This window comes from Alistipes intestinihominis (assembly GCF_040095975.1).
GTDB lineage: Bacteria > Bacteroidota > Bacteroidia > Bacteroidales > Rikenellaceae > Alistipes > Alistipes senegalensis.
In genome coordinates, this window is record NZ_JBBMFL010000011.1 from 72667 (window position 1) to 85119 (window position 12453).

The 12453-nt window shown below is 60.5% G+C and carries 13 protein-coding genes; 8 read left to right on the top strand and 5 right to left on the bottom strand.

Going from position 1 to position 12453, the window contains the following annotated elements:
• Positions 1 to 126: 126 nt before the first annotated feature.
• Positions 127 to 489, top strand: a complete 363-nt coding sequence (locus WMO46_RS10165) for a DUF3127 domain-containing protein (RefSeq protein WP_129650673.1) — start codon at positions 127 to 129, stop codon at positions 487 to 489.
• A 156-nt stretch (positions 490 to 645) separates the two neighbouring features.
• Here the strand turns inward: WMO46_RS10165 and WMO46_RS10170 are convergent, their stop codons facing one another.
• From WMO46_RS10170 to WMO46_RS10185, 4 genes are all read right to left on the bottom strand, one after another.
• On the bottom strand, positions 646 to 1758 hold the full coding sequence (locus tag WMO46_RS10170) for an FKBP-type peptidyl-prolyl cis-trans isomerase (protein WP_026076252.1): 1113 nt from the start codon (positions 1756 to 1758) through the stop codon (positions 646 to 648).
• A 91-nt stretch (positions 1759 to 1849) separates the two neighbouring features.
• Positions 1850 to 2551 (bottom strand): FKBP-type peptidyl-prolyl cis-trans isomerase, encoded by a 702-nt coding sequence (locus WMO46_RS10175; protein WP_129650674.1) that lies wholly within the window; start codon positions 2549 to 2551, stop codon positions 1850 to 1852.
• Positions 2548 to 3930, bottom strand: coding sequence for a Na+/H+ antiporter NhaA (gene nhaA, locus WMO46_RS10180; protein WP_229091971.1), 1383 nt, complete (start codon positions 3928 to 3930; stop codon positions 2548 to 2550). Before nhaA ends, WMO46_RS10175 begins: the two co-directional genes overlap by 4 nt.
• Positions 3931 to 3934: 4 nt before the next feature.
• Entirely contained in the window at positions 3935 to 4987 is a 1053-nt protein-coding gene (locus WMO46_RS10185; protein WP_278964896.1) for an arginase family protein, read from the bottom strand.
• A 271-nt stretch (positions 4988 to 5258) separates the two neighbouring features.
• Here WMO46_RS10185 and WMO46_RS10190 point away from each other — a divergent pair, with 271 nt between their 5' ends.
• The 7 genes from WMO46_RS10190 (at position 5259) to WMO46_RS10220 (ending at position 11168) form a co-directional block, all read left to right on the top strand.
• On the top strand, positions 5259 to 6254 hold the full coding sequence (locus tag WMO46_RS10190) for a 4-phosphoerythronate dehydrogenase (protein ID WP_349094298.1): 996 nt from the start codon (positions 5259 to 5261) through the stop codon (positions 6252 to 6254).
• Between the two features lie 349 nt (positions 6255 to 6603).
• Complete coding sequence (locus WMO46_RS10195) at positions 6604 to 7785, top strand: quinone-dependent dihydroorotate dehydrogenase (protein ID WP_349094299.1); 1182 nt, start codon at positions 6604 to 6606, stop codon at positions 7783 to 7785.
• An 8-nt stretch (positions 7786 to 7793) separates the two neighbouring features.
• A complete protein-coding gene (locus WMO46_RS10200; protein ID WP_129650678.1) occupies positions 7794 to 9035 on the top strand; it encodes a competence/damage-inducible protein A in 1242 nt (413 codons plus the stop codon).
• Positions 9036 to 9159: 124 nt separating this feature from the next.
• Positions 9160 to 9393 (top strand): 50S ribosomal protein L28, encoded by a 234-nt coding sequence (gene rpmB / locus WMO46_RS10205; protein WP_019149332.1) that lies wholly within the window; start codon positions 9160 to 9162, stop codon positions 9391 to 9393.
• 16 nt (positions 9394 to 9409) lie between these two features.
• On the top strand, positions 9410 to 9592 hold the full coding sequence (gene rpmG, locus WMO46_RS10210; RefSeq protein ID WP_010266679.1) for a 50S ribosomal protein L33: 183 nt from the start codon (positions 9410 to 9412) through the stop codon (positions 9590 to 9592).
• A 13-nt stretch (positions 9593 to 9605) separates the two neighbouring features.
• Positions 9606 to 9764 (top strand): DUF4295 domain-containing protein, encoded by a 159-nt coding sequence (locus WMO46_RS10215; protein ID WP_019149330.1) that lies wholly within the window; start codon positions 9606 to 9608, stop codon positions 9762 to 9764.
• 168 nt (positions 9765 to 9932) lie between these two features.
• Positions 9933 to 11168 carry a glycosyltransferase family 4 protein gene (locus WMO46_RS10220; RefSeq protein WP_019149329.1) on the top strand — a complete coding sequence of 412 codons (1236 nt, stop codon included), beginning with the start codon at positions 9933 to 9935 and terminating at the stop codon, positions 11166 to 11168.
• A gap of 70 nt (positions 11169 to 11238) precedes the next feature.
• Here the strand turns inward: WMO46_RS10220 and WMO46_RS10225 are convergent, their stop codons facing one another.
• Entirely contained in the window at positions 11239 to 12132 is an 894-nt protein-coding gene (locus WMO46_RS10225) for a hypothetical protein (protein WP_349094300.1), read from the bottom strand.
• Between the last annotated feature and the right edge of the window lie 321 nt (positions 12133 to 12453).

The following is a 12453-nucleotide window of genomic DNA, read 5'->3' on the forward strand; positions in this document are numbered from 1 at the left end:
AAAGACTGTCTCGCCGGAGGTACGATAACCGCACAGTTTGCAAAACAAAAGCGCTTCGTAGGCTCTCGAAATCCCGAAAAAATCACTACCTTTGCGGAAAACAAACAACTATATCATTTATACAGTATGGAATTCGAAGGAACCGTTTACAAAATAATGCCCGTGACGAAAGGAACGTCGGCGCGCGGCGAATGGCAGCGTCAGGACGTGGTTTTCGAGATGAACGAGGGTTCGTTCACCCGCAAGATCTGCGTGACGTTCTTCAACAAGCCCGAAGACGTAGCCCGGCTGAAAGAGGGGGCGGCCTACAACGTCTCGGTCAACATCGAGTCGCGGGAGTACAACGGCCGCTGGTACACCGACATCCGCGCATGGCGTCTGCAACCCAAGCAGGAGACGGCAAGCGCTCCGATGCCCGACATGCCGCCCATCGTCGAGGAGCCGTCCTACGCATCCTCACCCGCACAGGTTGACGACCTCCCCTTCTAAGGGAGGCTTAGAAGCCTCTTTTAGGCGCGGTGGAAGCTCATAACGATCATATCCAGTTCTGCGCTACCAAGACTAAGACTTAAGAAGCCTCTTTTATATCCATAGAAAAATCCCGGACCTTGCGGTTCCGGGATTTTTCGTATTCGGCCTTTCCGGTTACTCTGCGGGAGCGACCTCGGGCTTCTCGGCCGTTGCAGTCGAATCCGCCGGAGCGGGCTCCTCGTAAGGAGTCACGTCAATCAACTCGACCTCGAACTCCAAAGCCTCGTTGGGACCGATGTCACGGCCTGCGCCGCGCGCACCGTAAGCCAGGTCGGCGGGAATCCAGAGCGTGATCTTGCCGCCCTTGCCCACCAGTTGCAGACCCTCGGTCCAGCCGGGAATCACACGGTTGAGCGGGAACTCGACGGGCTCGTCCTTGTCGAAATCGTCGGGACGCTGTTTCTTGATCATCTCCTGCTGCTCCTTCGAGCGGTTGGCGAACTTCGAGGTGTCGAACACCTTGCCATCGCGGGTGCGGCCCGTGTAGTGAACCTTCACCACGTCGCGCGGGTCCTTCGGCATCGCAGCGGCGTCGCCGGCAGCGGTAACCTTATAGAGCAGGCCCGACTCGGTCTTCTTCACGCCCGATTTCTTCTCCATCTTCTCCAGCCATGCCTTCGAAGCCTCGGCGTTCTCGGCCGGACGCTTCACCATGAAGTAGTACTGCAAGTACTGGTTCACCTCGTCCTCCGTCATTTTGGCGTTGTTGTCGCGGACGTTCTGCATGGCCTCGCTGATCCAAACCAGCTGGATGGGCATGCCGCTCTGAGCTACGTTGTAACCGATATCGTTACCGAATGCGTAGGAAATCTCAGCGCGCTCCTCTTCGCTCTCGAACATCTCGGGATCGGCTGCGGGATACTCGACCTTGGTCGAATCGCCGCCGGCCAGACGGACACTGTCGGCAGCGGCACGCTTCTCAGCGATAGCCTGCGCACGCTCGCCGCGCTTCGACATGAAATACTCGCGCAGCATGTCCAGCGACTTGTCGTGCTCCTGCGAAGCCTTGCCCATGGCGCCTTCCTTGATACCCTTGTCCACGAGTTTGAAATCGAACGGGATATCCTTCATTTCATAGCTCATGCCGTAACCGATGTTGGCACCGAGCGAATACGACAGCGAGTCGAAATCCGAAAGGCTGCCCATCTGCACGCCGCTCTTGTTTCCTCCGCAAGAGGCGAGCATCGCAGCACCCGCGAGTGCCGCAGCAAAAAAGATTTTTTTCATTGTTGTTTTTTAACTATGTTTTGAGTTTGCTTTTATTCGTACGCGCAAAGATATAAAAATATTGTATAACGCTCATCTTTATCGGCGTAAATTATCTTCGCCGCGACCGATTCGCGTATTTATCGACATCGACGAGCTCGATTTCATAGTAAAGCGTCGCATTGGGGGCCACGCCCAGCTCCTTGTCGCCCTCGGCGCCGTAGGCCGCCGACGAAGGCATCCAGGCGTTGATCTTCCCGCCCTTGCCGATCAGCTTCACGCTCTCCTGCACGCCCTTCCGCAGGTCGCGCAGCAGCGAGCGCACCGTGTCGCCCTTCTCATAGGAGGAGGCGATGCGGCTGCCGTCGGCCGTGCGGATCACCCACCGCAGGGCCACGCTGTCGCGGTCCGACACGGGGACCTGCTCCTGATCGCCGACTGCCGTCACCGTATAGGTCACGCCCGACGAGGTGCGGGCATAGGAGCGGTTCGACTTGGCTATATCGGCAAGGAACTGCTCCTCGTAGGCCCGGGCCTTCTCGGGCAGCGCATAGTTCACATAGCGCAGGTAGAACGTCTCGGCATCGGCCGCCGAAAGTTTCGCCGACCGGTTTACGGCGTCGCGGATGCCCTCGCAGACGGCGTTCACGTTAATCGTCGAATCCATCCGCAGCAGGTTCATGCCGACGTTCATGCCGATGACATAGGCCACCGAATCGGTGTCGTTTCTGAGTTTCACGCCCCCGCCCGACTTCTTCGAGCAGGCCCCGGCCAGCAAAGCGGCGGCGGGGAGGATCAGCAGGATTTTTTTCATTGTCTCGTACTTTTTTTCGAAAAAGCCAGAATCAGCAGGCATCCCACGATCGCCGCCGCGAGCGAGCCCATCAGGATGGCGATCTTGCCGCGGTCGATCAGATCGGCATCGGTGAAGGCCAGCGAATCGACGAACAGCGACATCGTGAACCCGATGCCGCCCAGACAGCCCACGGCCAGCAGCATGCGCCACGTCGCCCCCTCGGGCAGCTCTGCGAGGCCGGACTTCACGGCGCCCCACGAAGCGAGGAATATGCCCAGCGGCTTGCCGACGAGCAGACCGAAGAAGACGCCCATGCCGATCGAACCGATTTCGGGCGAATGGTGGAAGATATTGAGGTATTCGAACGAGGTGATCTCGACGCCGGCGTTGGCCAGCGCGAAAATGGGCATGACGAGGAAGGTCACGTAAGGCGCCAGGGCGTGTTCCAGCCGGTAGCTCATGCCCACGGAGTTGGCCGACAGGTCGTGCATGCGCCGCAGGTAGAAGCGCTGCTCCTCGTTGGGGAAATCCTCGTGGGTGGCGGCCGAAAGCATCAGCCCTTTGAGCCAGCGCATCTTATGGGCGAAGTACTCCTTGCTGTAACGGGGTTCCATCGGGATCAGCAGGGCCATCGCCACTCCCGAGATGGTCGAGTGCACCCCCGAATAGTAGAACAGTCCCCACACCACGAAGGCCGGCACCAGGTAAGAGAACATCCGCTTCTCGCCCATCTGCTTCATGAAGTAGACCCCGAGCATGATGGCCAGCGCCACCAGCAGGCAGCCGATCTGAACCGTCCCGCCGTAGAAGAGCGCGATGACCAGAATGGCCCCCAGGTCGTCGGCGACGGCCAGCGCCGTGAGGAAGATTTTGAGCGACACGGGAACGCGGTCACCCAGCATCGAGAGGATGCCGATGGCGAAGGCGATGTCCGTGGCCGTGGGGATTCCCCAGCCGTTGGCGGCGGCCGTACCGTGGTTGAAGAGCGTGAAGACGATGGCCGGAGCCAGCATGCCCCCCGCGGCGGCCAGCACCGGAAGAATCGCCCGCCGCACGGACGAAAGCTGTCCGCAGACGATCTCGCGCTTGATTTCGAGCCCCACGGCGAAGAAGAAGATCACCATCAGCCCGTCGTTGATGAACTTCTCGACGGTCATGCCCCGGGGGAAGATCCAGTCGATCAGTCCGTCCGGAGAGCGGACCATCAGCGAGAGGTCGGTTTCGAGCAGATGATGATAGTAAACCTTGGTGCCGGGCAGGTTGGCCAGCAGCATGGCGAGGATCACGCACGCGAGCAGCACTACGCCGCCGGCCCACGGAGCCTCCAGAAAATTACGGCCGCGAAGCCCCATCATATGTCGCTGGCGCACCCAGCGATACATCGAAAACAGTCGCATTTGCTTATTCGTTGTTTGATTTTTCGTTCGATTTGAGCGCCTGCCCGCAGAGTTTCCACAGGATACGGGCCCCGGTGATGGCGTCGATCCGGTCGTCGGCCGCGGGGCACACCTCCACCACATCGAATCCGATGATGCGGCGGCCCGAGCGGACCAGCGTGTCGATCAGGTAGACGGCCCGGTTGAAAGAGAGCCCCCCGCAGACGGGCGTACCCGTATGGGGGCAGTTGTCGAAAGAGAGTCCGTCGATGTCGAAGCTCACGTAGACCTCGGCGGGCAGCGTCCCGACGATGCGGCGGCACTGAGCGTCCCACGTCTCGCCGCGGAACTCCCCAGCGGCCAGCGAGAGGTCGTCGAACGTGGCGATACGCTCCGACGAAGCGGCCATCGCAGCCTCCGCCTCGCTGAAATCGCGCACGGCGACCTGAGCGATCCGGCTGACCTGCGGCACGTCGCGCAGGACGTTGAACATGATCGACGCATGGGAAAATTCAAAACCCTCGTAAGCGTCGCGCAGGTCGCAGTGGGCGTCGATATGCAGGATGCCGAACGCCTCGTGACGGGCCCCCAGAGCGCGGATCAGCCCGTAGGGCGTCGAATGGTCGCCGCCCACGAGCCCCACGATCTTGCCCGCGTCGAGCCAGCGCACGGCCTGCGCCCCGATGTTGGCGTTCATGGCCGCACAGCCCTCGTTCACGCGGCGGACCTTGCGCACGACATAGTCGTCTTCGAGGCACCCGCCCCCTTCGAGATGGTCGATCACCCGCGAGGCATCGACACGCAGGCGCTGCGAAGACTCCAGCAGCGAATAATCCACGTCGGCCGTGGCGATGCCGCGGCGCCAGGCCCCGGGGGCCAGCGGGTCGTAAAAATCCAGCTGCGTCGAGGCTTCGATGACGGCGTCGGGAGCATAGGCCGTTCCGGCTCCGTAGGAGACCGTCACGTCCCACGGCGCCGAAATCAGCACCAGTTCCGCCGTTTCGGGCTCGAACGGAAGCCCGAAATAGGTTCCGTTGTCCACGCCGACGCCATCCGGATCGAAGGGTTTCTGTTCCATAATGAAATTTAAGAATCTACAAAGGTAGCAAAAAACCCGGTGATTCCAAACCCGAATCGCATACGGCTTTGCAAAACCATCCAACCCCTAAAAGTGTCGTTACGACACCAAAGATAGAAAAAAATCGAATGGATTCAAAATCGGACTGAGCGCCCCGGCAAAACCTTCCGGCGGACAAAAAAGCGTCGCGGCGACACCGGAGGTGCGAAAAATTCAATTTTTGTCTATATTTGTTTCCCGTAAAGGAACGAAAGAAAAAAACGTCCATACCATGAAAATCATAGCCGACAGCGCCATTCCCTTCCTGAAAGGGGTTCTGGAACCTTTCGCCGAGGTGCGTTATCTCCCCGGAAAGGCCATTTCGGCCGCCGATGTCCGCGACGCCGACGCGCTCCTGACCCGTACCCGCACGCGGTGCGACGCGGCGCTGCTCGCCGGTTCGCGGGTGCGCCTCGTCGCCACGGCGACCATCGGATTCGACCACATCGACACGGCGTGGTGCGCAGCGCACGGAATCACGGTCACGACAGCCGCCGGATGCAACGCCCGGGGCGTCCTGCAATGGGTCGCCGCCGCGCTCGTCCACCTCTCCCGCACACAAGGCTGGCAGCCCGCAGAGCGGACGCTGGGCGTCGTGGGCGTGGGACACGTCGGGTCGCTTGTCAAAACTTATGCCGAAGCGTGGGGATTCCGCGTTCTCTGCTGCGACCCGCCGCGCGAGGAGCGGGAACGGTGCGGATTCCTGCCGCTGGAGGAGGTGGCCCGCCAGGCCGACATCCTCACGTTCCACACCCCGCTCGACGACACGACGCGCCGCATGGCCGGCGAGGAGCTGTTCCGGCGCATGAAACCCGGCGCCGTCGTGATGAACTCCTCGCGCGGGGAGGTGGTTGACGGCGCAGCCCTGCTCCGGAGCGGTCTCGAATGGGCCCTCGACGTTTGGGAGCACGAACCGGACCTCAATCCGGAACTGCTGGGAAAAGCCCTGCTCGCAACGCCCCACATCGCGGGTTATTCGGAGCAGGGCAAGGCCAACGCCACAGCGATGTCCGTAGCGGCGCTGGCGCACTGTTTCGGACTGCCGCTCGAAGGGTGGTATCCGCCCGAAGCGGCGCCGTCCGTTCCCCGGCCGATCGCGTGGCAGGAACTTTGCGACACCATCGGCGGCGTCTACGACATCGGAGCCGAAAGCCGCCGGCTCAAAGAACACCCCGGCGACTTCGAATCCCTGCGCGACCGCTACGCCTACCGCCGCGAATACTTCTGACCCCCGCCCGCCTAAGAGGCGGGTTTTAAGAGCGGAGGAAAGCCACCGGAAATCCGATCCAGTTCCGCGCCCCGCCTAAGAGGCGGGTTTCAAGGGCGGAGGAAAACCATCGGGATTCCAGTCCGGTTCTGCGCTCCGCCTAAGAGGCGGGTTTCAGGGGCGACGGGAAGTCACAGGGATTCCGGTCCGGTTCCGCGCTCCGCCACATAACGGCCGAAGTCGTACATCGTTAGTCAATTTTTACTACCTTTGGGGTCGTAACGACCCGTTTATCCCGTCGGAAGGTTCTGCCGAACCGCACACATTTCGGTTTTGCACCCATCCGACTTTTTAGTACCTTTGCCGCGTCATGTACCGAAGGATCATAAAACCCCTGCTCTTCTCGCTCAACATCGAGCGGGCCCACCACATCGTCCTGCTGATGCTGCGCATCTTCGGGCTGATCCCCGGGGGCCGCTGGCTCCTGCGCAAATGCTACGCCGTGGAACATCCGGCGCTCGAACGCGAGGTCTTCGGCATGCGGTTCGCCAATCCGGTGGGAATCGCCGCGGGATTCGACCGCAACGGCGAAGCCTACCGCGAACTGGCCGCCCTGGGATTCGGATTCGTCGAGGTGGGCACCGTCACGCCCCGCCCCCAGGCGGGAAATCCCCGCCCGAGGGTCTTCCGGCTCCCGAAGGACAACGCCATCATCAACCGCATCGGACTTTCGAACCGCGGCCTCGAAACCGCCATCCGCCACCTGCGGCATCCGCACGGCGGGGTGATCGTGGGGTGCAACATCGGCAAGAACACCTCGACCCCGGCCGAGAACGCCCCGGCCGACTACCTGAAACTCTTCCGCAACCTTTACCAGTATGCGGACTACTTCACCGTGAACATCAGCTGCGACAACTCCTGCCGCGAAGGGGCGACGCACACGCGCGAACACATTCTTCAGATACTCAACCCGCTGTTCGACTTCCGCCGCGGGCAGAACCAGTACCGGCCGGTCATGCTCAAAATCTCGCCCGACATGACGGACGAGGTGATCGACCGGATCACCGACGTACTGATGGAGACGCCGCTCGACGGCATCGTGGCCACCAACGGCTCGCACGGCCGCGAGGGGCTGCGGACCAGCCGCACGACGCTCGAAAAGATCGGCAGCGGCCGCCTCAGCGGAGCGCCCCTCACCCGCCGCGCCGTGGAGATCGTGCGCCGCATCCACACCCGCTCGGGCGGCACCTACCCCATCATCGGCGTGGGCGGACTGATGTCGGCCGACGACGTGCGGGCGATGCTCAACGCCGGGGCCGACCTCGTGCAGCTCTACACGGGATATATCTACGAAGGTCCCGGACTGGTCCGGAACGTATGCCGCGCGCTGATCGACGAGGCCGAAGAGCTGGCCGCCATGCGCGCCGCCGAGGAGTCGATGAAAAACGGGGAAAATCCCGAAATATCCGGTCCGGAGCCCGCCGAAACCGCCGGGGAGACATCCGACGGCAAGCCGGAGGAGGAGCGTCATCCCGGCTCCGGGCAAAAATAACTCCACCCATGAAGGCAACCATCATCACCATCGGCGACGAAATCCTCATCGGCCAGATCGTGGACACCAATTCGGTCTCCATCGCCAAACACCTCAACGCCGCGGGCATCGTGGTCCGCGAGAAGCTCTCGATCGGCGACGACCGCACGCAGATCGTCGAAGCCGTCGGACGCGCCATGTCCGCTTCGGAGATCACCGTCATCACCGGCGGACTCGGCCCCACGAAGGACGACATCACCAAGAAGACCCTCGCGGAGATGTTCCGCAGCGAGATGCGCTACGATCAGCGGGTCGCCGGCCACGTAGAAAAGATGCTCGCCGAACGGGGCATCGAGTTCAACGAACTGAACCGCTCGCAGGCGATGGTCCCCGCGTGCTGCACGGTGCTGTTCAACGCCCACGGCACGGCCCCGGGCATGTGGTTCGAACGCGACGGACACGTCGCGGTGTCGCTCCCGGGCGTACCGTTCGAGATGGAGCACCTGATGGAGGACGAGGTGATGCCGCGGCTGAAAGCCCGTTTCGCGCTGCGCCAGATCGTCCACCGCACGATGATCACCGCCGGGCTTCCCGAGTCGATGCTGGCCAAGCGGATCGAGGCGTGGGAGAACGCCCTGCCGCCCTACCTGAAACTGGCCTATCTGCCCAATCCGGGAGCCGTGCGGCTGCGCCTGTCGGCCTACGAGGTCGAAGGCGAGAGCGTCGCCCGCGAGATCGAACGTCAGTTCGAAGCCCTGCGCAAGCTCATCCCCCACAACATCATCGGATTCGAGACCGCCACGATGCAGGAGCTGGTGCACAAGATCCTCACCGAACGCGGACTGACCCTCGCCACGGCCGAAAGCTGCACGGGAGGCGCCATCGCGGCGCGCTTCACGGCCATACCCGGCGCATCGGCCTATTTCCGCTGCGGCGTGGTGTCGTACAGCAACGAATCCAAAGTGAAACTGCTGGGCGTGAATCCCGCGGACATCGAACGCTACGGCGCCGTGAGCGAACAGGTGGCCCGTCAGATGGCCGAAGGAGCCCGCCGCGCGGCAGACGCCGACTACGCCGTCGCCACCACCGGCATCGCCGGGCCCACGGGCGGCTCGGCCGAAAAACCCGTCGGCACGGTCTGGATCGCCGTCAGCTCGCCCGAGCGCACGGTCGCCCTGCTCAAACAATGCGGAACCGACCGCGGGCAGATCATCGACCGCGCCAGCGCCTTTGCCGTCGGCCTGCTGCGCGACTGCCTCAACGGAAAATAGAGGCTCCGGACGAAATCCTCACGCCCCGCACCGAATAAAAAAAGCCGGGGATTATTGGTATTTGACGAAAAGGTTGTATATTTGCACTCCCCTAATCGGGTTTTAACCAAAAATCTATCGAATAATGAAAGTTTGCGAAATCACAGGCAAGGTAGCGATCGTGGGCAACAACGTTTCGCACTCGCACCACAAGACCAAGCGCAAATTCAGTCCCAATCTGAAAACCAAGCGTTTCTGGTCGGAGCAGGAGGGCCGCTGGATTACCCTGAAGGTAACGGCCGCCGGTATGAAAACAATCAACAAGAAGGGTCTTGCAGTCGCCCTGCGCGAAGCTGCCGCACCCAAAAGCGTGTACTAAAAACAACGAGTAACCAATGGCAAAGAAAGGCAACAGAGTTCAGGTCATCCTCGAGTGCACCGAACAAAGAGAGAGCGGCGTTGCGGGAATGTCCCGTTACATCACCACCAAGAACAAGAAAAACACCCCCGACCGTCTGGAGCGCAAAAAGTACAATCCGTTCCTCAAGCGCGTCACCGTTCACCGTGAAATCAAATAGTTAAGAGAGCTTTATGGCAAAGAAAGTAGTCGCAACACTGAAAACCGGCACGGGTAAGCAGTTCACCAAGTGCATCAAGATGGTCAAGTCGGAGAAGACCGGAGCCTACATGTTCAAGGAAGGCATCGTCCCCAACGACCAGATCAAAGAGTTCTTCGAGGAGAAGAAATAGCGTATTTTAAGAGCTCGACTCTTAAATACAAAGGGCATCTTTCGGGATGCCCTTTGTGTTTTCAGGGGCCGAAAACACCGTGATTGAAATATTTTTGCTACTTTTATCCGAAAAATTTCCAGACGGCCCGATCCGGTCGGTTCCGTCCGGGAGATTACGACGTGTTTCATGAAGAAAATAGCATTCATCATCATTCGCTACGGAGTCGAAGTCAACGGCGGCGCAGAAGTCCACTGCCGCATGCTGGCTGAACGATTGCGACCCTATTACGACGTGGAAGTGCTTACCACAACGACCCGAATCTTCCGGGACCCCGCCAGCGACTACCCCGAAGGGGTCAGCACCGTCAACGGCGTCACGGTCCGCCGGTTCAAACCCGCACCCATCGACGGAGAGCACCACGGACTCTACCGCAAGAAGTGCAAGACGGCCCGCCGCATCCGCCTGCAACTGGCCAAAATGGGGCTGCTGGGCGTGATCTCCTCGCTGCATCCCGAATGGACCATGAGCCTCGAAGCCGAAAAACGCTACTACGAGTCGCAGGAGGACCATACGCCTCAGATGTTGGAGTTCATCGAACGGCACAAGGATGAATATGCGGCTTTCCTTTTCATGAATTTCTATTTCAGCCAGCCGGTGCTGGGCTCGACGATCGCCCCCGAAAAGACGATCCTCATTCCCCTGGTTCACCCCGACAAACCGCTCTATTACAGCATCAACGCCCCGATGTTCACCCGCGTAAGGCACATCGCCTTCAACACCGCGGCCGAGCGGCAGCTCTGCCGCCGGGCGTTCGGTGCCTCGCTGGCCCCGAACAGCCTGGTAGGGTGCGGCATCGAAGAGGCTCCGGAAGCGGATTGGGGGGGGGTCAAGGCCAAATACGGACTGCCCGACCAATATGTGCTCTATCTCGGGCGCATCACGCCGTCGAAGACGACCCGGGTGATCCCCGACTTCCTGCGCTACAAGAAGGAACACGGCGGCGAAATCAAACTGGTGATGGTGGGCGGCACGGAACTCGACATCGAGCGTTCCGACTCTCCCGACATCATCTTCACGGGATACGTTTCCGACGAAGAAAAGAGCGCCATCATCCGTCACGCCACGGTGATGGTCAATCCGTCGCGCATGGAGAGCCTCTCGCTGCTGATGCTCGAAGCCATGCAGAACCGCGTGCCGCTGCTGGTCAACGGCCGGAGCCGCGTGATGAAAGACCACTGCAAGTCGAGCGGAGCGGCGTTCTGGTACGACAGCAGCCGGGATTTCCGCAACAAACTCCACCGCCTGATCTCCGATCCCGAACTGCGCCGCACGATGAGCGAAAAAGGCCCTGCGTACGTGCGCGAACATTACGACTGGAGCGTAATCATCCCCAAGCTGCGGACGCTGATCGAAAGCCTCTGACGCGACCCGCAGAAATACGAATCGGTGCACCCCGAAAGGAGTGCACCGATTTTCCGTCCGGCCCCCGGCGTCAGAACTTATGCACGGCGCGCACGAGGAACTTGTTGTATTTCGGAATCTCGATCACGTAGGGAGGTTCGATGCCCATGTGGGTCGTATAGGCGCTCTTCTCGTCCATCTCGGTCGAGGAGAAATAGTAGACCAGCCGGTCCATGCGCTTGCCGCCGGCATCCTTGAGCGCGTCGTTGAACTTGTTGCGCGCCTGGCGGTTGTTCTGCACACGCGTTCCGCCGTTGTAGTTGTGGCCGACGGTCAGCATCTCGTCGATGGCAGGCAGGTACCACCCCTCGCCCTTGTCCCGACACCACTTGAAAGCCGGGAAATCATCCCACGTGAGGTTGTTGGCGGCGATGTACTGCGCCACTTTCTCCATGTTCTCCGCCCCGTCGGTCCGGCTGTCGGCGCCGACCACACGCAGGTCGGGTTTGCGGAACTCGCTCCAATGGAGGTAGATCTCGTCGAGCGACATCACCAGCCCGTGCATGCCGTCGTCCGAAAGCTGGCAGATGACGCCCCGGATGCCGTTCTGGTCATACAGCTCGCCGATCTCGTACTGTTTGAGCACGTAACGTCCGGCAGGCGTCTGCGTCGCAGGTCCGGCAGCCGGGGTTTCGGCCGAAGCGGATTGCGCCGGAGTGGCCGGGGTCAGCGGCGTCGCAGGGATGGTCTTAGTGTAATACTCCTTTTCGCCGTTGGCGTACTGAATATAGTGTATCTCCTTGACGGGCAGCACGTAGGTCGGACCGTCGGGATTCGAAAAACGTTTGTAGCGCACCGCCTCGGGGGTGATTTCGATCACCTTGGCTTCGATCTTCGTGGCGTCGGTCTTCACGATCAGGTCCTGCGCGGCGGCGGTCAAAGCGCCGCACAACGCCGCGAACAGCAACAAAATGGTTCTTTTCATCATTATAATATATAACATATGTTGGACAATGATAGTGCAAGCCGAGAGCAGAGGCAAATTTATTTGACCATGCCGAGGCGCCGCCTATCCAAGCGGAGGTTCATCCTCCGCAAATATAACGTTTTTTTTCAAACATTCTTGTTTACCTTTGGTGTCGGTGCCGTAACGGCACTTTCAGACAAGCGGAAAATTCTGCCGGACCGCAGCGATCTGCGAAACTTTCCGACTTTTTCATATCTTCGGCTGCGCCTTAAATACTCCCGCTCGGCAATGTTCAAATAAAAATTTGACATTGCCCTCGCTTATTCATATCTTTGCAGA